General features: G+C 69.8%; 25 protein-coding genes and 2 pseudogenes. 18 read left to right on the top strand and 9 right to left on the bottom strand.

All coding sequences use genetic code 11. From position 1 onward, the window contains the following. The first annotated feature begins 49 nt into the window (after positions 1-49). A complete protein-coding gene (locus tag ABZT06_RS33000) occupies positions 50-1,876 on the top strand; it encodes a 5'-nucleotidase C-terminal domain-containing protein (RefSeq protein WP_355749250.1) in 1,827 nt (608 codons plus the stop codon). Here ABZT06_RS33000 and ABZT06_RS32995 read toward each other — a convergent pair. Next, a pseudogene (locus tag ABZT06_RS32995) lies at positions 1,873-2,474 on the bottom strand (transposase); the annotation flags it as partial. The gene ABZT06_RS33000 and the pseudogene ABZT06_RS32995 sit on opposite strands and share 4 nt — an antisense overlap. Positions 2,475-2,714: 240 nt before the next feature. Between ABZT06_RS32995 and ABZT06_RS32990 the strand changes: the two are divergent. Further along, complete coding sequence (locus tag ABZT06_RS32990; RefSeq protein WP_355749247.1) at positions 2,715-3,008, top strand: hypothetical protein; 294 nt, start codon at positions 2,715-2,717, stop codon at positions 3,006-3,008. A gap of 23 nt (positions 3,009-3,031) precedes the next feature. On the opposite strand, the gene ABZT06_RS32985 is transcribed toward ABZT06_RS32990, so the two are convergent. The 3 genes from ABZT06_RS32985 to ABZT06_RS32975 all read right to left on the bottom strand — a co-directional run bounded on the left by ABZT06_RS32985 (position 3,032) and on the right by ABZT06_RS32975 (position 5,962). After that, positions 3,032-3,682 (bottom strand): hypothetical protein, encoded by a 651-nt coding sequence (locus ABZT06_RS32985; protein ID WP_355749581.1) that lies wholly within the window; start codon positions 3,680-3,682, stop codon positions 3,032-3,034. 130 nt (positions 3,683-3,812) lie between these two features. Next, the gene (locus ABZT06_RS32980) at positions 3,813-4,514 is read right to left on the bottom strand and encodes a GntR family transcriptional regulator (protein ID WP_355749244.1); all 702 of its coding nucleotides are present in this window, start codon (positions 4,512-4,514) and stop codon (positions 3,813-3,815) included. A 92-nt stretch (positions 4,515-4,606) separates the two neighbouring features. Further along, entirely contained in the window at positions 4,607-5,962 is a 1,356-nt protein-coding gene (locus ABZT06_RS32975; RefSeq protein WP_355749241.1) for an aspartate aminotransferase family protein, read from the bottom strand. A 129-nt stretch (positions 5,963-6,091) separates the two neighbouring features. Here ABZT06_RS32975 and ABZT06_RS32970 point away from each other — a divergent pair, with 129 nt between their 5' ends. The 4 genes from ABZT06_RS32970 to ABZT06_RS32955 are packed head-to-tail and all read left to right on the top strand — an operon-like array spanning position 6,092 to position 7,742. Continuing rightward, positions 6,092-6,697, top strand: coding sequence for a type 1 glutamine amidotransferase family protein (locus ABZT06_RS32970; protein ID WP_355749238.1), 606 nt, complete (start codon positions 6,092-6,094; stop codon positions 6,695-6,697). Beyond that, a complete protein-coding gene (locus ABZT06_RS32965; protein ID WP_355749235.1) occupies positions 6,694-7,152 on the top strand; it encodes a helix-turn-helix domain-containing protein in 459 nt (152 codons plus the stop codon). The genes ABZT06_RS32970 and ABZT06_RS32965 overlap by 4 nt, the downstream gene beginning before the upstream one ends. A 57-nt stretch (positions 7,153-7,209) precedes the next feature. Next, positions 7,210-7,467, top strand: coding sequence for a hypothetical protein (locus ABZT06_RS32960; protein WP_355749232.1), 258 nt, complete (start codon positions 7,210-7,212; stop codon positions 7,465-7,467). A 29-nt stretch (positions 7,468-7,496) separates the two neighbouring features. Continuing rightward, positions 7,497-7,742 (top strand): hypothetical protein, encoded by a 246-nt coding sequence (locus ABZT06_RS32955; protein WP_355749229.1) that lies wholly within the window; start codon positions 7,497-7,499, stop codon positions 7,740-7,742. Between the two features lie 31 nt (positions 7,743-7,773). Here the strand turns inward: ABZT06_RS32955 and ABZT06_RS32950 are convergent, their stop codons facing one another. Then, the gene (locus ABZT06_RS32950; protein WP_355749226.1) at positions 7,774-8,499 is read right to left on the bottom strand and encodes an SLATT domain-containing protein; all 726 of its coding nucleotides are present in this window, start codon (positions 8,497-8,499) and stop codon (positions 7,774-7,776) included. Positions 8,500-8,751: 252 nt separating this feature from the next. On the opposite strand from ABZT06_RS32950, the gene ABZT06_RS32945 reads away from it, so the two are divergent. The 5 genes and pseudogenes from ABZT06_RS32945 (at position 8,752) to ABZT06_RS32925 (ending at position 11,210) form a co-directional block, all read left to right on the top strand. Further along, a complete protein-coding gene (locus tag ABZT06_RS32945) occupies positions 8,752-9,096 on the top strand; it encodes a YbaB/EbfC family nucleoid-associated protein (RefSeq protein ID WP_355749223.1) in 345 nt (114 codons plus the stop codon). A 76-nt stretch (positions 9,097-9,172) separates the two neighbouring features. Continuing rightward, positions 9,173-9,772: a recombination mediator RecR gene (recR, locus tag ABZT06_RS32940; RefSeq protein ID WP_007383602.1), complete on the top strand. Its 600-nt coding sequence runs from the start codon at positions 9,173-9,175 to the stop codon at positions 9,770-9,772. Next, the gene (locus ABZT06_RS32935) at positions 9,765-10,421 is read left to right on the top strand and encodes a DUF5063 domain-containing protein (protein ID WP_355749216.1); all 657 of its coding nucleotides are present in this window, start codon (positions 9,765-9,767) and stop codon (positions 10,419-10,421) included. The genes recR and ABZT06_RS32935 overlap by 8 nt, the downstream gene beginning before the upstream one ends. Positions 10,422-10,544: 123 nt before the next feature. After that, positions 10,545-10,952 (top strand): annotated as a pseudogene (locus ABZT06_RS32930) (SsgA family sporulation/cell division regulator); the annotation flags it as partial. Beyond that, complete coding sequence (locus tag ABZT06_RS32925; protein ID WP_355749578.1) at positions 10,932-11,210, top strand: helix-turn-helix transcriptional regulator; 279 nt, start codon at positions 10,932-10,934, stop codon at positions 11,208-11,210. The pseudogene ABZT06_RS32930 and the gene ABZT06_RS32925, both read left to right, overlap by 21 nt. Here the strand turns inward: ABZT06_RS32925 and ABZT06_RS32920 are convergent. Continuing rightward, entirely contained in the window at positions 11,173-11,478 is a 306-nt protein-coding gene (locus tag ABZT06_RS32920; protein WP_355749215.1) for a hypothetical protein, read from the bottom strand. The genes ABZT06_RS32925 and ABZT06_RS32920 overlap by 38 nt on opposite strands. A gap of 10 nt (positions 11,479-11,488) precedes the next feature. Here ABZT06_RS32920 and ABZT06_RS32915 point away from each other — a divergent pair, with 10 nt between their 5' ends. Beyond that, positions 11,489-11,959, top strand: coding sequence for a Uma2 family endonuclease (locus ABZT06_RS32915; protein ID WP_355749214.1), 471 nt, complete (start codon positions 11,489-11,491; stop codon positions 11,957-11,959). Here the strand turns inward: ABZT06_RS32915 and ABZT06_RS32910 are convergent, their stop codons facing one another. Next, complete coding sequence (locus ABZT06_RS32910; RefSeq protein ID WP_355749212.1) at positions 11,960-12,679, bottom strand: sulfite exporter TauE/SafE family protein; 720 nt, start codon at positions 12,677-12,679, stop codon at positions 11,960-11,962. 113 nt (positions 12,680-12,792) lie between these two features. Between ABZT06_RS32910 and ABZT06_RS32905 the strand changes: the two genes are divergently transcribed. Continuing rightward, positions 12,793-12,984, top strand: a complete 192-nt coding sequence (locus tag ABZT06_RS32905; RefSeq protein WP_355749209.1) for a hypothetical protein — start codon at positions 12,793-12,795, stop codon at positions 12,982-12,984. A 111-nt stretch (positions 12,985-13,095) separates the two neighbouring features. Then, on the top strand, positions 13,096-13,596 hold the full coding sequence (locus ABZT06_RS32900; protein ID WP_355749206.1) for an SgcJ/EcaC family oxidoreductase: 501 nt from the start codon (positions 13,096-13,098) through the stop codon (positions 13,594-13,596). Here the strand turns inward: ABZT06_RS32900 and ABZT06_RS32895 are convergent. Then, positions 13,562-14,902 (bottom strand): HAMP domain-containing sensor histidine kinase, encoded by a 1,341-nt coding sequence (locus tag ABZT06_RS32895; protein WP_355749203.1) that lies wholly within the window; start codon positions 14,900-14,902, stop codon positions 13,562-13,564. The genes ABZT06_RS32900 and ABZT06_RS32895 overlap by 35 nt on opposite strands. Next, positions 14,899-15,585, bottom strand: coding sequence for a response regulator transcription factor (locus ABZT06_RS32890; protein ID WP_355749200.1), 687 nt, complete (start codon positions 15,583-15,585; stop codon positions 14,899-14,901). The genes ABZT06_RS32895 and ABZT06_RS32890 overlap by 4 nt, the downstream gene beginning before the upstream one ends. A 203-nt stretch (positions 15,586-15,788) precedes the next feature. Between ABZT06_RS32890 and ABZT06_RS32885 the strand changes: the two genes are divergently transcribed. From ABZT06_RS32885 to ABZT06_RS32870, 4 genes are all read left to right on the top strand, one after another. Further along, positions 15,789-17,066, top strand: a complete 1,278-nt coding sequence (locus ABZT06_RS32885; protein WP_355749197.1) for an aspartate kinase — start codon at positions 15,789-15,791, stop codon at positions 17,064-17,066. Then, positions 17,063-18,115, top strand: coding sequence for an aspartate-semialdehyde dehydrogenase (locus ABZT06_RS32880; RefSeq protein ID WP_355749194.1), 1,053 nt, complete (start codon positions 17,063-17,065; stop codon positions 18,113-18,115). Before ABZT06_RS32885 ends, ABZT06_RS32880 begins: the two co-directional genes overlap by 4 nt. A 455-nt stretch (positions 18,116-18,570) precedes the next feature. Beyond that, positions 18,571-19,146 carry a SigE family RNA polymerase sigma factor gene (locus tag ABZT06_RS32875; protein ID WP_355749191.1) on the top strand — a complete coding sequence of 192 codons (576 nt, stop codon included), beginning with the start codon at positions 18,571-18,573 and terminating at the stop codon, positions 19,144-19,146. A 107-nt stretch (positions 19,147-19,253) separates the two neighbouring features. Beyond that, entirely contained in the window at positions 19,254-20,282 is a 1,029-nt protein-coding gene (locus tag ABZT06_RS32870; protein ID WP_355749188.1) for a hypothetical protein, read from the top strand. Positions 20,283-20,286: the final 4 nt, after the last annotated feature.

Below are 20,286 nucleotides of genomic sequence, written 5' to 3'. Positions count from 1 at the left end.
ACGCGGGTAGTTCCGTCTCTCCTCCCTCCCTCTTTCCAGGAGCCCTTCCATGCCCGTCAGTCCCCTGAACCGTCGCGCGTTCGTGAAGAAGTCGGCCGTCACCGGGGCGGCCGTGGCCGTCGCGGGGTCGGTGGGAGCGCCCGCCGCCGAGGCCGCCGAGCGGCCCCCGGTGAAGAAGAACCGCACCTGGTCGTTCTCCATCCTCGGCACCACCGACCTGCACAGCCACGTCTTCGACTGGGACTACTACAAGGACGCCGCCTACAGCGACAGCAAGGGCAACTCCGTCGGCGTCGCCCGGGTCGCCACGCTCATCAAGCAGCAGCGCGCGGCCAAGGGCGAGGAGCACGTGCTGCTCGTCGACGCCGGCGACATCATCCAGGGCACCTCCCTGGCGTACTACTTCGCGCGCGTGCAGCCCATCACGGACAAGGGCGCCCCGAAGCACCCGATGGCCGTCGCCATGAACCACATGCGCTACGACGCCGCCGCCCTCGGCAACCACGAGTTCAACTACGGCATCGAGGTGCTCCGCAAGTTCGAGAGCCAGTGTCACTTCCCCCTCCTCGGCGCCAACGCGCTGGACGCGAAGACGCTGAAGCCCGCCTTCCAGCCCTACACCGTGAAGCGGATCTGCGTCCCCGGCGCCCCCGACATCAAGGTCGGCATCCTCGGCCTCACCAACCCCGGCATCGCCCTGTGGGACAAGGACAACGTCAGCGGCAAGATGGTCTTCCCGGGCCTGGTCGAGCAGGCGAAGAAGTACGTGCCCCGGCTGCGCGCCCTCGGCTGTGACGTCGTCTTCCTCACCGACCACTCGGGGCTCGACGGCTCCTCGTCGTACGGCGACGAGCTGCCGTACGTCGAGAACGCCTCCAACCTCGTCGCCCAGCAGGTCCCCGGCATCGACGCGATCCTGGTCGGCCACACCCACGTCGAGGTGCCGTCGTACACCGTGAAGAACGACGAGACCGGCGAGGACGTCCTGCTGTCCGAGCCGTACTGCTGGGGCTACCGGCTCAGCGTCTTCGACTTCGAGCTGGAGCTCGTGCGCGGGCAGTGGAAGGTCACCAAGAAGGCCGCCCAGACCCTGAACCCCAACACCGTCGACGAGGACCCGGAGATCAAAAAGCTCCTGGAGGCCGACCACGAGTTGGTCGTGAAGTACGTCAACACGGCGGTCGGCACCTGCACCGAGGACCTCTCCGCGGCGGACTCCTGCTGGAAGGACGTCCCGATCATGGACTTCATCCACCAGGTCCAGATGGACACGGTCAAGGCAGGGCTCTCCACCTCCGACGCGGCCCTCCCGCTGATCTCGGTCGCCGCGCCCTTCTCCCGCACCGCCGACATCCCCGCGGGCAGCGTCACCATCAAGGACATCGCCGGGCTCTACATCTACGACAACACCCTGTACGGCAAGAAGCTCACCGGCGCCCAGCTCAAGGACTACCTGGAGTACGCGGCGAAGTACTACCACCAGGTGCCGGCGGGCACGGCCGTGGACACCGCCACCCTCACCAACGCCAACAACTTCTGGGACTACATGTACGACACCGCGGCCGGGGTCTCGTACGACATCGACATCGCGGCGGCCGAGGGCTCCCGTATCAAGAACCTCTCCTACAACGGCACTCCGGTCGCCGACGACCAGGTCTTCGTCGTCGCCGTCAACAACTACCGGGCCAACGGCGGCTCCGGCTACCCGCACATCGCCGCCGCCGACATCGCCTACAGCTCCACCAACGAGATCCGCCAGCTGATGATCGACTACGTGACGTCGAAGGGGACGCTGGACCCGAAGGACTTCGCGGTCACCAACTGGAAGCTGACGCAGGGCGGTACGGCGGTCTTCTCGTCAACTACCCGTCGCTAGAGCGACGGGCTTGCACAGCGGGCGCCACTGGTTGTGGTGCTGCGCTTGCATCCGGTCCCGCCCTCGGGTGTCGGGGGCGGGACCGGGGCGGTTGACTGCGCCCCGCGTCGCCACAACTCTTCCGCGCGAGCACGGATGTTGCGGGAGCCTCCCCCACTCTCGGCTTCGCTCGAGCGGGAGGTGCCCCCATCGGTCTGCGTGATCAACGAATCCGCAGGACCGGCACGCGAACCAGGCCTGGGAGACCTGGTTCGCCCTGTCGACGTGGCCGCACTCGGCGCAGGTGCGGGTGGTGTACGCCGGATCGACGTCCACCACCGGCACTCCCGCGCGGCGGGCCTTGTACGCGATGAACGACCCCAGCTGGGCGAAGCTCCAGCTGGAGTGGGTGGACCTCCCCCACTGCCTTAAGGGCGTGGGAGGTGCCTCCAGGCTTGCGAAGCCGTACCCTCTCGCGGATGCCCCTCAGATCTTCCAGGGCGATGCCACGCGAGGTGCGTTCTGCCTCGGCCACCACATGTTTCGCGATCTTGTGGTTGATGTCCTTCGCCCGTCGGGCCTCCTTGCGCCGCCGCTTCTTCAACCGGCGTTTGGCGGACGGGTGTTCTTCTTCATGAGGAGCACCCCGTCCACGCCCGCGAAACGGCTCCGGCTCCCCGGCCGCCGTGAGCCGCCCTGCCAGCCCGCTTCCCACCTGGCCCGTCGCTCCGGTCACCAGGATCATCACGCTCTCCCCTCGATCCGGCTGCTCCCCCGGAGTAGCCAGGCAGAAATGCCGCATACGGGCATATTCTTGGAATGAGCATCTCTGCCTGTCGATCTGGAGAAGGTGAGTGCGATGCGCGTACTGCTCAAGGTGTCCATGGACACGGAGAAGGCGAACGACGCCATCAGCCACGGCACCCTGCCGAAGCTGATCGAGCAGTCGATGGAACAGATCAAGCCCGAAGCCGCCTACTTCACCGCCGAGAACGGTCAGCGCACCGCCTACATGGTCTTCGACATGCAGGACAGCTCACTGATGCCGGTGATCAGTGAGCCGTTCTTCCAGAACCTGGGCGCGAAGATCACCTACACCCCGGTGATGAACTACGAGGACGTGCAGAAGGGGCTCTCCCAGCTGGGGCGCTGACCCTCAGCCGTCTCCACCCGCCCTCAGCTGAAGATGATCATCGAGCCCTGGGCGAGGCTCCGGGTCGCCGCCGCGTGCAGCCCCAGCCAGACATGCCGTTCGCGGGCGAAGGGACTGGGGTCGTACGGCGCGGGGACGGCCGGCTCCTCCAGTTCCGTGGGGGCGCGCGGCGGCTCGGGGGGCGCCGGGGGGTTGGCCGGATCGATACCGATCACCGGGGCCACGTACTCCAGCTCCCGCAGCAGGCTCTGCGAGGAGCCCAACGGGCCGCCGCCCGCGAGGAGTTCGTCGTTGGCGAGGGGGTGCGGGAAGTCGACGGGGACGTACGCGCCCGCGTGGTCGTAGTGCCAGACCAGATGGGACTGCTGGGCCGTCGCCTCGAACATCTCCAGCAACTGCTCGTAGTCACCGCCGAGTTCGTCCACCGGGGTGACCGGGAGTCCGCACACCTGGAGCAGATAGGCGCGGCGCAGGAAGTGCAGGGCGTCGTAGTCGAAACCGGCCACCGGGGCGACCTCGCCCGACAGTCCCGGCATGTACTGGTACACCGGCACCGGCGGCAACCCGGCCTCGGCGAGCACCTTGTTGTATTGCGCGAGTTCCTCGGCGAACGGGTTGTCCGGGGTGTGGCACAAGACGTCGACGAGAGGCACCAGCCACAGGTCACAGGCCAAAAGACAGCTCCTCGGATACTCGCGGTGCGCGGACATCGTCACACGGTGGTCAGGGAAGGGTAGTCGCTGGAATCGCGGGGCGGGGCCCCTCGTGCAGGTTGTGCTGGTCCCTTACCCGTGCCGGGGGCGGTCAGTCGGCGGTGAGGCCCTCTATGAGGGTCAGATAGTGGCCGTTGTAGGCGGTGAGGAGTTCGCGGGCGGCCTTGGTGTCGCGCCGGTAGAGGGCGTCGGCGACCTCGGGGTGTTCGGACCACAGGCTGCCGCGCAGATCGGTGAGCCGGCGCAGGTGCTGGACCGTGCACACCCAGGTCTGCACCCGCAGCCGGTGCAGGAAGTCGGCGAGATAGGGGTTGCCGAACAGGACACTCAGCTCGCGCCAGAAGCGCAGGTCGTAGCCGATCAGTACGGTCAGGTCGCCCGCGGCGGCGGCCCGCTGGGCCTCCTCGCCGCGCCGCCGTACGCCCGCCACGGCCGCGGCGGTACGGGGTTCGTCCAGCTCCTGGAGGATGCGGTGGCCGGCGTCGAGTGACTGGAACATGCCGTCCGTGACCAGGTTGCGGGCCTCGATCATGCCGCGGAAGTCGCCGAGGGAGTACTCGTGCACATGGAAGCCGCGGTGCTGGTCGGCCTCCAGGAGCCCCTGCGCGGACAGATCGACCAGGGCCTCGCGGACCGGGGTCGCGGAGACGCCGTACTGCTCGGCGATCTCCTTGACGGTGAACTCCTGCCCGGGCTGGAGCCGCCCGGCGAGCACCTCGTCGCGCAGCGCGTCCGCGATCTGCTGCCGGAGCGTACTGCGCGTGACGGTACCGCTGCCGCTGCTGCCGGGCATCGTCGGGGCGCCTCCCTCGCGCGTGTGCAGATGGCGTGCTCGTACATATGTCTACGAGCACGCCACCTTACGCGTTCGAAGGACCGGGATGTTTACTCCGTGTGCTCGTCCGCCACGGAGAGCGCCGTGTCCAGCGCCGCCAGCCCTTCCTTCAGTTCCGCCTCGCTGACATTGCACGGCGGCACGACGTGCGTCCGGTTCATGTTGAGGAACGGCCAGATGCCCTGCTTCTTCGCCGCGGCCCCGAACGCGGCCATCGGGGCGTTCGCCTCACCGGCGGCGTTGTAGGGCACCAGCGGCTCGCGGGTCTCCTTGTTCTTCACGAGCTCGAGCGCCCAGAACATGCCGACGCCCCGCACCTCTCCGACGCTCGGGTGCCGCTCGGCGAGTTCCCGCAGCGCCGGTTCCAGGACGGCCGTACCGAGGTGCCTGGCGTTGTCGACGACCCCTTCCTCCGCCATGACGTTGATGGTCGCGACGGCGGCGGCGCAGGCGAGGGGGTGCCCGGAGTAGGTGAGGCCGCCGGGGTACGGCCGCTTCCCGAAGGTCTCGGCGATGGCGCCGGAGATGGCGACCCCGCCGAGCGGCACGTAACCGCTGTTGACGCCCTTGGCGAAGGTCATCAGGTCGGGTGTGACGTCGAACAGGTCGGCGGCGAACCACTCGCCGGTGCGCCCGAACCCGGCCATGACCTCGTCCAGGACGAAGACGATCCCGTACTTGTCGCAGATCTCCCGGACACCGGCGAGGTAGCCGGGCGGCGGGACCATGATCCCGGCGGTGCCGGGGATGGTCTCCAGGATGATCGCGGCGACCGTGGCAGGACCCTCGAAGGCGATGGTCGTCTCCAGGTGCTCCAGCGCCCGCGCGGTCTCCTGCTCCTGCGTCTCGGCGTAGAAGCGGGACCGGTACAGGAAGGGCGCCCAGAAGTGCACGACCCCGGCGGAGGCGCTGTCGGAGGCCCAGCGCCGCGGGTCACCGGTGATGTTGACGGCCTGCTGCGTACCCCCGTGGTACGAGCGGTAGGCGGCGAGCACCTTGGCCCGCCCGGTGTGCAGCCGGGCCATGCGTACCGCGTGCTCCACCGCGTCCGCGCCGCCGTTGGTGAAGAAGATCTTGTCCAGGTCCCCGGGCGTCCGCTCGGCGATCAGCCGGGCCGCCTCCGACCGCGCCTCGATGGCGAAGGCGGGCGCGAAGGTCGTCATCTTCGCCGCCTGCTCCTGTATCGCGGCGACCACCTTCGGGTGCTGGTACCCGATGTTGGTGTAGACGAGCCCGCTGGTGAAGTCGAGGTAGCGGTTCCCGTCGTAGTCCCAGAAGTACGAGCCCTCCGCGCCGGCGACGGCGAGCGGGTCGATGAGCTCCTGCGCGGACCAGGAGTGGAACACATGAGCACGGTCCGCGGCCTTCACGGCGGCGCCGACCTCGGGGTGTGGCTGAGGGGTCATGTGAGTGAGCGTAAATGTCCGCGATGCGGAAGCGGTATCGGCGTCCTGTCTGTGGACGGGGGCTTTCCACGACAGGTTGTCCAGGTGTCCGTCATTGACAACATGCTGTCGAAATGACAGCATGTTGTCATGAATGCCAACCCTGTGCATCTCGCCGTGTACGACACCTACGCCGACTGGGAGACGGGACACGCCACGGCCTACCTGGCCCGCGCCGGGTACGGGATCCGGACGGTCGGCCCGTCGCGCGAGCCGGTGAACTCCCTCGGGGGCCTGCGGGTGCAGCCCGCCTGCGCCCTGGACGAGCTACGCCCCTCCGACAGCTCCCTGCTGATCCTCCCGGGCGCCGACCTCTGGGACAGCTCCGACGACCTCGCCCCCTTCGCCCGCAAGGCGCGGGAGTTCCTCGACGCCGGGGTGCCCGTCGCCGCGATCTGCGGGGCCACCGCGGGGCTCGCGCGCGAAGGGCTGCTCGACGACCGGGCGCACACCAGCGCCGTGTCCTTCTATCTGGCGGCCACGGGATACGGCGGCGGCGAACGGTACGTCGACGCGGACGCCGTGACCGACCGCGGGCTGATCACCGCCGGACCCACCGAGCCCGTCGCCTTCGCCCGGGAGATCTTCCGGCTGCTCAAGGTGTACGAGGGCGAGGTGCTGGACGCCTGGTACCGGCTGTTCCACGACTCCGACCCGCAGGCGTACGCCGTGCTGCAGAAAGCGACCGCGCGGTGAGCCGGGAGCGACAGGACCTGCTCAGCCGCAGCGCGCTCGGGGTGTTCCGGCTCAACGGCCAGTTCCTCGCGGTGGCCGAGGAGCTGGCGGACCCCGCCGGACTCACCGCCGCCTGGTGGCAGGTGCTCGGCGCGGTGCTCCGGCAGCCGCTTCCGGTCGCCGGGATCGCCCGGGAGATGGGCATCACGCGGCAGAGCGTGCAGCGGATCGCCGACCTGCTGGTCGAGCGGGGGCTGGCCGAGTACCGGCCCAACCCCGCCCACCGGCGCGCCAAGCTCCTCGCGCCGACCGAGGAGGGGCTGACCGCCATGCGGCGGATCGACCCGGGGCACGCGGCCTTCGCCGACCGGCTCGCCGAGGCCCTCGGGGAAGCCGAACTCGCCGAAGCCGTAGGGGTGCTGGAGCGGCTGTCCAAGGTGCTCGACCAGATCTCGACGGACGGCCGACGGACGTAGACACTGGACTTCTGTCGTACGGGTGCGCGGGCGCGCGGTCTCGGGGGAGGGCCTGCGATGGAGGAACACGGCTCCGCCGGCCCGGCGGACGGTGAGGCACGGGGCCACGCCCGGGAGCGCCCCGCGCCCGGCGCCTATATGACGCCGTACCGGTGGGAGTCCGATCCGGAGACGGGGAACCGCAGCCGAGCCGTCACGCTGGCGCTCCTCGCGGTCGCGCTCGTGGTGGCGTTGGGCGCCGGCGGTACGGTCTACGCCGTCCTCGACGAGGAGGGCCCCGGCGCGGCACCGCCGGCCCCTTCGGCCTCGCCCTGAAAGCTGCGGGAGTTGCGAGGGCACCCACAGTGCAGTGGCTGAGCGCGGAGAACTTCGTGGCGGTGGGCGCCGCCCTCCTGGGCGGTGACCAGCGCCGGGCGCCCTCGGTTACAGCGAACTCACCCTGGCCACCGGCCACCGGGGCGTACGCCGGGAACCGCTGGACGGTACTGGCCGCCGGCTTCCTCGCCTACCTCGACGAGGGCACGAGCCAGGACGTGATCCGGGAGCAGGGGCATCTGCCGTGCGGACGCGGGGCGGGGCCGTGCGGCTGACGGCTCCCCGCGAGGGCCGTCCCGACACGGCTCACCGGGGCTCCGGCGGTCGCTGCCGGGGCATGTTCGGGCGGGCCGACGGCCCCGGGGGCAGCGGAAAGCGGCCCTGAGCGCCCCCGGAGTCCTGACGTCCGCCGGACGTCACCGCCCCCTGGATGCCCATCGGCGCGGACCCGTTGCGGAACTCCACGATCCAGTCGGCCGTCTCCACCCGGATCAACTCCGACACGTCCTCCGAGAAGCGGCGCAGGACGCCCAGGCAGCGCTCGGTGGCCTCGGCGGCCGTGCCCTCCGTGGGGCCGAGCACCTCACGGACGCTCTCCGAGGCCCAGTCGAACTGGAGGGCCTGGAGGCGGCGCTGCACGGCCTGTGCGGTGGCCACGTCCCTTATCCAGCCGGAGGTCACACCGAAGAAGCGGTCGACGGCCACGCAGGCCACCGCGAGGAGGAGGGCGAGATAGCCCCAGGGCGCGATCCCGGCCCCCACCACTCCCGTCAGCCCCAGCAGCGGCAGCACGGACCCGGTCACCGCCCCCATCGCGGCCCCGCCCCGCAGGGCCCGCGCACAGCGTCGTTTCCCCACCCGGTCCGCGAGATACCAGGACGCCGCCTCCAGCGCCCCGTGCTCCACCCACCGGTACAGCTCGTCCAGCCGTTCGGCGGGCTCGCCCCAGTCGCCGAGCGGAAACGTCCGCCCGGCCAGATCGGCCCGTCCGTCCTGAGGCGGGCCCTCGGGCTGCATCTCCGGCTGACCCACCCGGCGCTCCCTACTGATCGGTCACCCTGCGTGACGCCTGATGCTGATGTGCCGGACCCTTCCTACCGCCCAATGGGTGGCGAAGGGGGTGCTTTGGTCGCTTTTCCGCTCGGAAGAGGGTCTTGATCAGGTATAGGAATCCAGGCCGACTCACTCGAAAGAGTGCTGGGGCGACGCCCGTCCCGACCACGTAGGCTCGTGCCAGGGAGGAAAAACCTCGCCCACACAGCCGTATCGACACAGGAGCTGATCGTGATCCCCGGTGGTGGCCAGCCCAACATGCAGCAGCTGCTCCAGCAGGCCCAGAAGATGCAGCAGGACCTGGCGAACGCGCAGGAGGAACTGGCCGGGACCGAGGTCGACGGCCAGGCGGGCGGCGGTCTGGTGAAGGCGACCGTCACCGGCGCCGGAGAACTGCGCGCGCTGAAGATCGACCCGAAGGCGGTGGACCCGGAGGACACCGAGACCCTCGCCGACCTGATCGTGGCGGCCGTGCAGGCGGCGAACGAGAACGCCCAGACCCTCCAGCAGCAGAAGCTCGGCCCGCTCGCCCAGGGCCTCGGCGGCGGCAGCGGCATCCCGGGTCTGCCCTTCTAGGGGGCCCGTCTTCCGGAGTCGGGTGTCGGCCAACTAGCGTACGTATCGCAAGGAACCCAGGAAGGACGGCAGTCCGTTGTACGAAGGCGTGGTCCAGGACCTCATCGACGAACTGGGGCGGCTGCCCGGCGTCGGTCCCAAGAGCGCCCAGCGGATCGCCTTCCACATCCTCCAGGCGGAGCCGACGGACGTCCGTCGGCTCGCGCAGTGCCTGATGGAGGTCAAGGCGAAGGTCCGCTTCTGCGCGACCTGCGGCAATGTCGCGCAGGAAGAGCTGTGCAACATCTGCCGTGATCCCCGCCGCGACCTCTCCGTCATCTGTGTGGTGGAGGAGCCGAAGGACGTGGTCGCGATCGAGCGCACCCGGGAGTTCCGTGGCAAGTACCACGTCCTGGGCGGCGCGATCAGCCCCATCGAGGGTGTAGGACCCGATGATCTGCGCATACGAGAACTGTTGGCCCGGCTGGCCGACGGCACGGTCACGGAGCTGATCCTCGCCACCGACCCGAACCTGGAGGGCGAGGCCACAGCGACGTACCTCGCCCGCATGATCAAGCCCATGGGCCTCAAGGTCACCCGCCTGGCCAGCGGCCTCCCGGTGGGTGGCGACCTGGAATACGCGGACGAGGTGACCCTCGGCCGCGCCTTCGAGGGGAGACGACTCCTAGATGTCTGACGCCACACTGCACGCTGCCCAGGACCCCGACGACTTCGCGGTCCAGATCGCCGACCAGGTCGAGAGCTTCCTGGTGGCCGTCATGGAGGTGGCGAAGGGCGACGAACCCGACTCGGCCGTCCCCTTCCTCCTTTTGGAGGTCTCCCAGATCCTGCTGGCCGGCGGCCGCCTGGGCGCCCACGAGGACATCGTCCCCGACGAGCGCTACGAGCCCGACACGGGCCCGGACGCCGACGTGGACGACATCCGCGAGAACCTGGCCCGGCTGCTGGACCCGATCGACGTCTACTCCGAGGTCTTCGACCCCTACGAGCCCCGCAAGGCCCCGGTTCCGGCCCGTATCTCCGACGACCTGACCGACGTCATCGCCGACCTGCGCCACGGCATGGCCCACTACCGCGCGGGCCGTACCTCGGAGGCCCTGTGGTGGTGGCAGTTCTCCTACTTCTCCAACTGGGGCTCCACGGCCTCCGCGACCCTGCGGGCCCTGCAGTCGGTGGTGGCGCACGTGCGCCTGAACCAGCCGCTGGAGGAACTGGACGGCCTCGACACCGACCAGGCGGTGGGCGACGAGACGCTGGAGTTCGAGGCGGGCAAGGTGATGGTGGAGGAGATCGCGGCTCCACTGGGCCTGCGATCCCCCAAGTAGCGGCTATGTGACGCGGGTCATACGAGAAGACTTCTGGAACGGCGTAATGCGCGGGCACCTGGGGTGGTCTGACTGCACAACGGCCACACCCGGCCCGTGCCCCCCGCCGACTTGGAGCCCCGCATGCATGTCACCCTCCAGCAGCCGACAGGCGCCCGCCTGATCACGGCCGCGAACCAGGAGCTCGCGATCCCCGCGACCCTGCGCTACACCTCCGCCGACCCGCTGGCCGTGCACATCGACTTCCCGCCGCACGTCACGGTCGACGGCGAGGTCACGACGTGGACGTTCGCCCGCGTCCTGCTGAAGGAGGGGCTGCGCGTACCGGCCGGCATCGGCAACGTCCGGGTCCGCCCGGCCGGTCCCGCCCACACGTACGTGGAGTTCCGCGCGTCGCAGGGAGTGGCCGTCCTCCGGTTCACCTCCGCGGACCTGACCCGCTTCCTGGCCCGCACGTACACGGTCGTCGCCGCGGGCGAGGAGACGGTGGGGGCTGAACTGGACCACGGGATGGTGGCGTTGTTCGGGGGGGCGGGTGTGATGCGCGTCGGCACCCGGGGTCCGCTGTCCGCCCCGCACGCGTACGTCCTCGGCCACCGGTTGCGCGAGGTCCGCGAGGAACAGGGCCTGACGCGGGGGCAGGTGGCCGTGACGGCCGACTTCTTCCCCGCGTGGGTCACCCAGATAGAGGGCGGCGAGATCCACGACCTGCAGACCATGCGCGAGTACGCCCGCGCGCTGGGGGCGCGGATCAGGGGGACGTGGGCCGCGCGGGTACGGCGTTCGTGACCACGCCGAGCAGGAGCTGGGCGTCGACATACGGGGCGGTCGGCGTCGGCTCGCTGTACCAGCGCAGCGGCCAGGTGTTGCCGTCCAGCGCGGGAATCCCGATGTACGTGACGGCGCGTGAGCCCCGCTCGCCGAAGCGCTGCACGCCGAGTGGCCAGCGGTGCCCGCGCACTTCGCCGGGCGCCAGCAGGAAGTACATCCACCGGTACCCGGTCACCTCGCACACGACGGGTCCCGCGTCCCCGTCGGCCGCCTCGCTGGAGTTCATCAATGGGAAGGTGCAGGTCAAGCCCGTGCCGGACGGCAACCACAGCGAGATCTACATGTGGCTTCTGGAACGGTGCATGCAGTCGCGCCAGGACCTGCGGCTTCATCCGGAGCGAGGACTCAAGACCGAGGCCTACCGCAGGGGGCGCGCTCGGGTGGACGCAGTACTGGTGCCCAAGGGCAGCCTCAAGGGGCACGGCGAGTGGTCGGAAGCCGATGGCGTGCTGATGGTCGAGATCACCTCGCACGACTCCGACACCAACCGGGGTGACCGAGTCGAGAAGCCCGACGGCTACGCCGCCGCCGGCATCCCCGTCTACCTCCTCATCGACCGCGACGACTGCTCGGTAGTCGTCTTCAACCAGCCCAGGGACGGTCGGTACCGGCACGAGGAGAAGCTGCCGTTCGGCGCCACCGTCAGGCTCCCCGAGCCGGTTGGCTTCGCCCTCGACAGCGAGCCGCTGAAGGAGTTCGTGGGCTGATCAGAGGCCCCAAAGGCCTTTGCCGACGGCTGCGACCCCGCCCATCAGGGCGAGCGACAGCACCAGCAGGCGGGCTCGCTTCTCCGGTGTCCGGGAGGCGAGGCCCCTGCCTATCAGGCCGCCCGCCACCATCGCCGCACATACCAGGGCCCACTGCGTCCCGGTCAGCCCCGGCACCCCGTTCGACGCCACCGAGAAGGCGTTCACGATCACGCCGTAGAACATCGCGTTCGGCACGAACTCCCGTACCGTCCAGCCCGCGTTGACGGCGTAGAGAGAGAACGGCGGGCCGCCCACCCCCGCCGCGGAGTTCATGAAACCGCCCGCCGCGCCCGCGAACACGGCTCCCCGGGTGCCTTGCAGTGCCGCCGCCCGCGCGCCCCGCATGACCAGCAGGACCGCCACCGTGACCAGGCCGCCCGTCATCAACAGCAGCCAGGGTGCGGGGAGCCGGTGGGTCATCCAGGTGCCCGCCGGGACCGTGCAGGCGGCTGCCAGGCAGAAGGGGAGCATCGCCCGGGGGCGGATCAGGCGCCGGCCGCCGGCCAGGCCGACCAGGCAGATCACCCCGGCCGCGCAGTTGGCGAGGACCACCCCTTGCGTCGGGCCGAGGAGAAGCACCAGCGCGGGCACGGCGACCAGGGCGAACCCCATCCCCGTGAGCCACTGCACGGAGGAGCCGAGCAGCACGATTCCCGCCAGAAGCACGTCTCCCGCCATGGTCATGGTGTACCCCACTACACCGCCGGTTCGGGAGAGCACCCCCTCGTGACCGTCCCCCGCAGACGGGATCGTCGATCTCGAAAGCGAAGCCCCCTGCCGAAGGAATCGACATGAAGTCCCTCCTCTCCGCCCCGCCCGTCCTCTGGTTCCTCTTCCTCTTCAACCTCGTCGTCGCCGTGGCCGCGCCGTTCGTCGTGGACGGAGCGCAGGGTGTGATGACCGCCGTCGGGATGGGCGTGGTGTCCTTGGGAGCCGGGGTCGGGCTGCTGCGCGGACAGCGACCGGGTCATCGCACGGCGTGAATTGGGCGTCGGCTGGCCGTGCCCTGTACCTGGGCTGCACGGGCCCTAACCAGCGTGAAGAGAGGCTGGAGTCACTTCACAGCACCACCTCTCACCGCACTGGAGACAGCGATGACCCGTCGTTCCATAACCAAGCGCGCCGCCCTCGTCACCGCCACCGCACTGGTGGCCGTCGGCACCGTGGGGACGGTCGCGGCCACCGCCGGTCCGGAGCACGCGAAGAAGCCCTCCAAGAAGCAGATCGCGCACCTCTTCGACACCTGGAACGCCACCCTGCAGACGGGTGACGCCGACAAGGTCGCGGACCTGTACGCGAAGGACGCGGTCCTGCTGCCCACCGTCTCCAACAAGGTCCGCACCAACCACGCGGAGATCGTCGACTACTTCGAGCACTTCCTGCAGAACAAGCCGGTCGGCAAGAAGGTCTGGACGATCGTCAACGTCCTCGACGCCGACTCCGCGATCGACACCGGCGTCTACGAGTTCACGCTCACCGACCCGAAGAGCGGCGCCCAGCGCGTCGTCGAGGCCCGGTACACGTACGAGTACGAGAAGCGGAACGGCACGTGGAAGATCGTCAACCACCACTCCTCGGCGATGCCCGAAGGCTGATCTCCACCTTCAGCCCACCCCCCGGCGCGTCCGCCAGCGTCACGGTTCCGCCGTCGTCGGTCACCAGCTGCTTGACGACGGCGAGGCCGAGACCTGAACCGGAGCGTCCGGTGAGGCCCTGACCGCGCCAGAAGCGGTCGAAGGCGCGGGACTTGTCGGCATCGGGCATGCCAGGTCCCTCGTCGAGGACGGACAGCACCACGGTGTCCGCCCGGGACTCGACCTCGACGGTGATCCGCCCGCCGTCCGGCGAGACCTCCAGGGCGTTCGAGAGCACGTTGTCCAGCACCTGGTCCAGGTGACCGGGGCTGGCCAGCACAGACGGCCGGTCGTCGACAACACTCCCCCTGAGCGCGATGGTGACTCCGCGCTCGTCGGCGGCCGGCCTCCACACCGTCAGCCGCTCGTCCACGATCTCCCTGAGCGGCAGCGGCTCCGCGGCCGTCACCTTCGCCTCGGCACGGGCGAGGACGAGAAGGCCGTTGACCAGGCGGCTCATGCGGACCACTTCCGCCGTCGCCTGCTCCACGTCCTCCCGTACGGACTCGTCGTCCACCCCGTCCGCGATGTTGTCCAACGACAGGCGCAACGCGGTGAGCGGGGTGCGGAGTTGGTGCGAGGCGTCCGCCACGAAGATGCGCTGCGAGGCCACCAGCGTGTCCAGACGTTCCGCGCCCTGGTTCAGGGTGCGGGCGAGCGTCTGCGTCTCCGGCGGGCCCGTCACCGGGGAACGCGCGGTCAGGTCGCCGTCGCTGAACTTGCTGGCCATGGAGTTGAGTTCGCGCAGCGGCGCGGTGATCCGGCGGGCGGCGAACGCGCCGATAGCGGCGGCCGCGCCCAGGACGAGCACCGCGAGTCCGGCCCGGAAGCCCCAGATCTGCCAGAGCCGTGTGGTCATGTCGGAGGTCGAGTACACGATCCGTACGGCCGCGTGCCCCTTCGCGGGGACGGTGACGGTCAGGTGCTTGCCCCAGACGAAGTCCGAACCCCAGTCCGTCGTGGCCTCGTTCTTCTGCACGGCCCGGGTCAGCGCCGCGTCCGCGTCGGGCTCCTGGAGCTTCGGGTCGCAGTCGGCGGTGGGGGTCGCCTGGACGTCGCCGTACGCCGTGGCCACCTCGGTCAGGGCCTCGCACGAGGTACTGGTGCCGTTGCTCAGCAGCAGCGCCATGGTGTTCGCCTCACGCAGGACCGACTGCCGGGTGTCGTCCCGCAGTTGTTTGGTCAGTGTGAAGGCGACCGGGACGGTGAACAGGAAGATGGCCACCGCCACCAGCAGGATGTAGCTGCGGATGAGCTGCCGGTTCATGAAGCGCCGTCGTCCCCGGCGATCTCCAGCCGGAAGCCCACGCCCCGGACCGCCTCGATGACGATCGCCCCGGCGAGCTTGCGCCGCAGCGCCGCCACGTGCACGTCCAGCGTCTTGGTCGGCCCGAACCAGTTCGCGTCCCAGACCGCTTCCATGATCTGCTCGCGGGACATCAGCGCGCCCGGCTCCTCGGTGAGGAAGGCCAGCAGGTCGTACTCCTTGGGCGCGAGGGGCACCTCCTCGCCGTCGAGGCGGACCCGGGCGGCCTTGCGGTCGACGGTCAGGCGGGAGCCGTAGGTGTCGGGGCCCGCCGCGGCGACTCCGGTACGGGGCTGCGCGCGCCGCATCACGGCCCGTATCCGCGCGATGACCTCCCGGACCCCGAACGGCTTGGAGACGTAGTCGTCGGCGCCGAGCTCCAGGCCGACCACCCGGTCCGTCTCGTCGCTGCGCGCGCTGATCACGATGATCGGCACGTCACCGCGTTCGCGCAGCGCCCTGCACACGTCGAGGCCGTCGGTGTCGGGCAGACCGAGATCGAGGAGGACGACGTCGTAGGGGCCCTGGTGGCCGAGCGCGGCCCCGCCGGTGGAGACCCACTCGACCTCGAACCCGTACCGGACCAGGCCCCGTCGCAGGGACTGGGCGACCGGCTCATCGTCTTCCACCAGGAGTACGCGCACAGCCGCACCCTAATCCTTGAAACTTAATTCACACTCGTCACACAGGTCCCACTGGGCCATGTGACGCGGTGCACTTTTCCCGAGGTCCGCAGATGGGCATGCGCTGACCTGGGCGTCCGAATCTCACGATGCGATACCGCAGAGGGGGAAACCGGGCGCTCGTTAAACTGAGCCGACACACACGGACTGAGCGAGGAGCGCACGTGGGCCTTGTCGTGCAGAAGTACGGAGGCTCCTCCGTAGCCGATGCCGAGGGCATCAAGCGCGTCGCCAAGCGAATCGTCGAAGCGAAGAAGAACGGCCATCAGGTCGTCGTCGTCGTTTCCGCGATGGGCGACACGACGGACGAGCTGATCGATCTCGCCGAGCAGGTATCTCCCATGCCTGCCGGGCGTGAGTTCGACATGCTGCTGACCGCCGGAGAGCGGATCTCCATGGCGCTGCTGGCCATGGCGATCAAAAACCTGGGCCACGAGGCCCAGTCGTTCACCGGCAGCCAGGCCGGCGTCATCACCGACTCGGTCCACAACAAAGCCCGGATCATCGACGTCACGCCGGGCCGTATCCGTACGGCTCTCGACGAGGGCAACATCGCCATCGTCGCCGGCTTCCAGGGCGTCAGCCAGGACAAGAAGGACATCACCACCCTCGGCCGCGGCGGCTCCGACACCACCGCCGTCGCGCTCGCCGCGGCGCTCGACGCCGAGGTGTGCGAGATCTACACCGACGTCGACGGCGTGTTCACCGCCGACCCGCGCGTGGTGAAGAAGGCGAAGAAGATCGACTGGATCTCCTTCGAGGACATGCTGGAGCTCGCCGCCTCCGGCTCGAAGGTGCTGCTCCACCGCTGTGTGGAGTACGCCCGTCGCTACAACATCCCGATCCACGTCCGGTCGTCCTTCAGCGGACTGCAGGGCACATGGGTCAGCAGTGAGCCGATCGAGCAAGGGGACAAGAAGGTGGAGCAGGCCATCATCTCCGGTGTCGCGCACGACACCTCCGAGGCCAAGATCACGGTCGTCGGTGTGCCGGACAAGCCGGGTGAGGCCGCGGTCATCTTCCGCACGATCGCGGACGCCGAGATCAACATCGACATGATCGTGCAGAACGTCTCCGCCGCCTCCACCGGGCTGACGGACATCTCCTTCACGCTCCCCAAGGCCGAGGGCCGCAAGGCCATCGACGCCCTGGAGAAGAACAAGTCCGGCATCGGCTTCGACTCGCTGCGCTACGACGACCAGATCGGCAAGATCTCGCTCGTGGGCGCGGGCATGAAGACCAACCCGGGTGTCACGGCCGACTTCTTCACCGCCCTGTCCGACGCCGGCGTGAACATCGAGCTGATCTCGACCTCCGAGATCCGCATCTCGGTCGTCACCCGTGCCGACGACGTGACCGAAGCCGTGCGTGCCGTGCACAGCGCCTTCGGGCTCGACTCCGACAGCGACGAGGCCGTCGTCTACGGGGGCACCGGCCGATGACCGTACGTCCGACGCTCGCGGTCGTGGGGGCGACCGGGGCCGTCGGCACGGTCATGCTCCAGATCCTGTCCCAGCACGCGGACATCTGGGGCGAGATCCGACTGATCGCCTCCCCGCGCTCGGCCGGCCGCAAGCTGGCCGTGCGTGGGGAGCAGGTCGAGGTCGTGACCCTGTCGGAGGAGGCCTTCGACGGGGTCGACGTCGCCATGTTCGACGTACCCGACGAGGTGGCCGCGCAGTGGGCGCCGGTCGCCGCCGCGCGCGGTGCCGTCGTCGTGGACAACTCCGGTGCCTTCCGGATGGACCCGGACGTGCCCCTCGTCGTGCCCGAGGTCAACGCGCACGCGGCCCGGATGCGGCCGCGTGGGATCATCGCCAACCCCAACTGCACGACCCTGTCCATGATCGTGGCCCTGGGCGCTCTGCACGCCGAGTTCGGGCTGCGCGAGCTGGTGGTGTCCTCGTACCAGGCGGTGAGCGGCGCCGGCCGGGCCGGCGTCGAGACCCTGCGCCAGCAGCTGTCCCTGGTCGCGGGCACCGAGCTCGGCACGCACCCCGGCGACGTACGGCGGGCCGTCGGCGACAACACCGGGCCCTTCCCGGAGCCGGTCGCCCTCAACGTCGTACCGTGGGCCGGTTCGCTGCGCGAGGACGGGTGGTCCTCGGAGGAGATGAAGGTGCGGGACGAGTCCCGCAAGATCCTGGGCCTGCCCGCGCTGCCGGTCGCCGTGACCTGCGTACGGGTCCCGGTGGTCACCGTGCACTCCCTCACCGTCCACGCCCGCTTCGAGGGCGAGGTCACCGTCCGCAAGGCGCGCGAGATCATCGCGACCGCCCCCGGGGTCGTCCTCTTCGACGATCCGGCGGCGGGGGAGTTCCCCACCCCCGCCGACGTCGTCGGCACCGATCCCACCTGGGTCGGGCGGGTACGGCGGGCCCTCGACGACCCGACCGCGCTGGAGCTCTTCGTGTGCGGGGACAACCTGCGCAAGGGTGCCGCGCTCAACACCGCGCAGATCGCGGAGCTGGTGGCGGCCGAGTTCGTGTGACGCTCGCCCCGCGGCCGATCTGTCGTACGCAGTTGTGCCTACGGGAAAAGCCATGGCCATGACCTGAACGCTTTGTAAGATCTGTGGGCGACATGTGGTGCGACCAATAGTCCGTACCACTTGATCCCGGCGCCCGGGCGTCCGAAGATTTTCCTCCCCGCTCTCCGCAACCGTGCGAAGGGCGGGGAGCGTCTTTGCGAACGCCCTTTCAGGGGGCGCGGGGATGTATGCGGGGCGTGGGGACGCCTCGGTCTATTGACACAGGGGAAGAGCGGGTAGGGCATGAGCGCGTTCGACGCACGGTCAGTTGTGCTGCCTGAGAGAAGATGGACGGCCGCGTACAACCCTCACCGGGGTGAGCGTGTCCAACTGTCGTGGCTCAGGTACTCGACTTCCCTGCCGCGCCGAGCGGCGCGGCTGTCCTCCGGCCCCGCAGGCCAGGGGCGCCCGGTGGCATGCCGGTGATCGCCCCCATGCCCGCAGCGCGGCCCGCCCGCATACCCAGTCAGCGTGACGGCGCCGAGGACGTGACGGCAGCCGGTACCACCGTCGATCACCTCACCGAGACCTACCGGGCGCACTACCGCTCCCTGCTCGGTCTCGCCGCCCTCCTGCTCGACGACACCGCCTCCTGCGAGGACGTCGTCCAAGAGGCCTTCATCCGCGTCCACTCGGCGCGCAAACGCGTCCGCGACCCGGAGAAGACCCTCGCCTACCTGCGCCAGACGGTCGTCAACCTCTCTCGCTCGGCCCTGCGCCGGCGCATCCTCGGACTCAAGCTGCTGTCCAAGCCGATGCCCGACATGGCGAGCGCCGAGGAGGGGGCCTACGACCTGCTGGAGCGCGACTCCCTGATCAAGGCGATGAAGGGCCTGCAGCGCCGCCAGCGCGAGGTCCTGGTCCTGCGCTACTTCTCGGACATGACCGAGGCCCAGGTCGCCGATACCCTCGGCATCTCGCTGGGCTCCGTGAAGGCGTACGGCTCCCGGGGGATCGCGGCCCTGCGGGTCGCCATGGAGGAACCGGTATGAGTGACTCCGGGGACTCAGAGGAACGGCGCCATGAACCGTACGAGTGGCATGAGCCGACTTGGGTCGGCAAGCAAGATCCGAAGCAATCGCACGCTGGGAACGGAACTGTGAACCACGGCCCCGACGATCTGAGCTCCACCGGGGAGTTCGACTCGGACGAGCTGGCACTGCGACGGATGCTGCGTCAGGCGGTCCAGGAGATGGAGCCGCGCGACGGCACCCTGGACCATCTGCGCAAGGCGGTCCCCGCCCGGCGGGCGCGCAAGCGGCAGGCCGTCGTCGGCATGGCGGCCGCGGCCCTCTTCTTCGGCACCGCGATCCCCGCCGTCGTCCACGTCTCCTCCACCGGCACCAGTGCCAACACCTCCAACGCTGGGCACACCTCCCAGATGCAGGGCGGCGCGGGCCAGGGCAAACAGGAGAACGGCGGCGAGTCCACCTCCGGCGGCTCTTCGGGCAGGACCGAGGACAAGGGCAAGGGCGAGTCGAAGGGCGAGGACAAGGGCAAGAACACGGGCGCGAGCACCGGCGCGAGCAGCGGCACCGACCCCTCCGCGACGACCTCCGCGAGCACCCCGGTCTGTACGGCCGCACAGCTCGGCACTCCCACGGCGAGCACCGCGGTGCCGGACGCCTCCGGGACGGTCTACGGCACGTTCCACGTCACCAACAGCTCCACCGCCGCCTGCACGGTCACCGGGCCCGGTGCCGTGAGCGCGAGCGCGCAGGGCGCCGCCGACAGCAGCAAGATCGGCGCGGTCCGGCACGTGTCCGGGGACGCGGCCTCCGCAGGGCTGCCCGACCCCTCCCAGGAGGTCTCTCAGCTGCTGCTCCAGCCGGGCTCCTCCTACGACGTGAAGTTCGCCTGGGTGCCGTCCGAGACCTGTCCCACCACGGAACCCTCGACCGACCCCAGCCCCGACCCCACGACCTCCCCGGACGCCTCCGCCGGCGGCGAGGGCACCTCCACCGGCGGCGACACCGGCACCTCCACCCAGCTCCTCACGGACGGCGGCACGGCCGACGGCAGCGTCCTGGTGACGAACACGGCGCAGGCCGGACCGTCGGTGTCGACGACGGTGTCCAATGCGTGCGCGGGGGTCGTGTACTGGACGGGCGTGCTCACGTCGTCGTGACGCA

Source organism: Streptomyces sp. NPDC005483 (genome assembly GCF_040606035.1).
GTDB lineage: Bacteria > Actinomycetota > Actinomycetes > Streptomycetales > Streptomycetaceae > Streptomyces.
This window is presented reverse-complemented; position numbering and strand designations above follow the sequence as displayed.

Excerpts from the sequence above, each read along its gene's own strand:
- ABZT06_RS33000 (WP_355749250.1), top strand. The coding sequence starts at position 50 with ATGCCCGTCAGTCCCCTGAACCGTCGCGCGTTCGTGAAGAAGTCGGCC.
- ABZT06_RS32990 (WP_355749247.1), top strand. The coding sequence starts at position 2,715 with ATGCGCGTACTGCTCAAGGTGTCCATGGACACGGAGAAGGCGAACGAC.
- ABZT06_RS32980 (WP_355749244.1), bottom strand. The coding sequence starts at position 4,514 with ATGCCCGGCAGCAGCGGCAGCGGTACCGTCACGCGCAGTACGCTCCGG.
- ABZT06_RS32975 (WP_355749241.1), bottom strand. The coding sequence starts at position 5,962 with ATGACCCCTCAGCCACACCCCGAGGTCGGCGCCGCCGTGAAGGCCGCG.
- ABZT06_RS32970 (WP_355749238.1), top strand. The coding sequence starts at position 6,092 with ATGAATGCCAACCCTGTGCATCTCGCCGTGTACGACACCTACGCCGAC.
- ABZT06_RS32960 (WP_355749232.1), top strand. The coding sequence starts at position 7,210 with ATGGAGGAACACGGCTCCGCCGGCCCGGCGGACGGTGAGGCACGGGGC.
- ABZT06_RS32935 (WP_355749216.1), top strand. The coding sequence starts at position 9,765 with ATGTCTGACGCCACACTGCACGCTGCCCAGGACCCCGACGACTTCGCG.
- ABZT06_RS32925 (WP_355749578.1), top strand. The coding sequence starts at position 10,932 with ATGGTGGCGTTGTTCGGGGGGGCGGGTGTGATGCGCGTCGGCACCCGG.
- ABZT06_RS32920 (WP_355749215.1), bottom strand. The coding sequence starts at position 11,478 with ATGAACTCCAGCGAGGCGGCCGACGGGGACGCGGGACCCGTCGTGTGC.
- ABZT06_RS32910 (WP_355749212.1), bottom strand. The coding sequence starts at position 12,679 with ATGGCGGGAGACGTGCTTCTGGCGGGAATCGTGCTGCTCGGCTCCTCC.
- ABZT06_RS32905 (WP_355749209.1), top strand. The coding sequence starts at position 12,793 with ATGAAGTCCCTCCTCTCCGCCCCGCCCGTCCTCTGGTTCCTCTTCCTC.
- ABZT06_RS32900 (WP_355749206.1), top strand. The coding sequence starts at position 13,096 with ATGACCCGTCGTTCCATAACCAAGCGCGCCGCCCTCGTCACCGCCACC.
- ABZT06_RS32895 (WP_355749203.1), bottom strand. The coding sequence starts at position 14,902 with ATGAACCGGCAGCTCATCCGCAGCTACATCCTGCTGGTGGCGGTGGCC.
- ABZT06_RS32880 (WP_355749194.1), top strand. The coding sequence starts at position 17,063 with ATGACCGTACGTCCGACGCTCGCGGTCGTGGGGGCGACCGGGGCCGTC.
- ABZT06_RS32875 (WP_355749191.1), top strand. The coding sequence starts at position 18,571 with ATGCCGGTGATCGCCCCCATGCCCGCAGCGCGGCCCGCCCGCATACCC.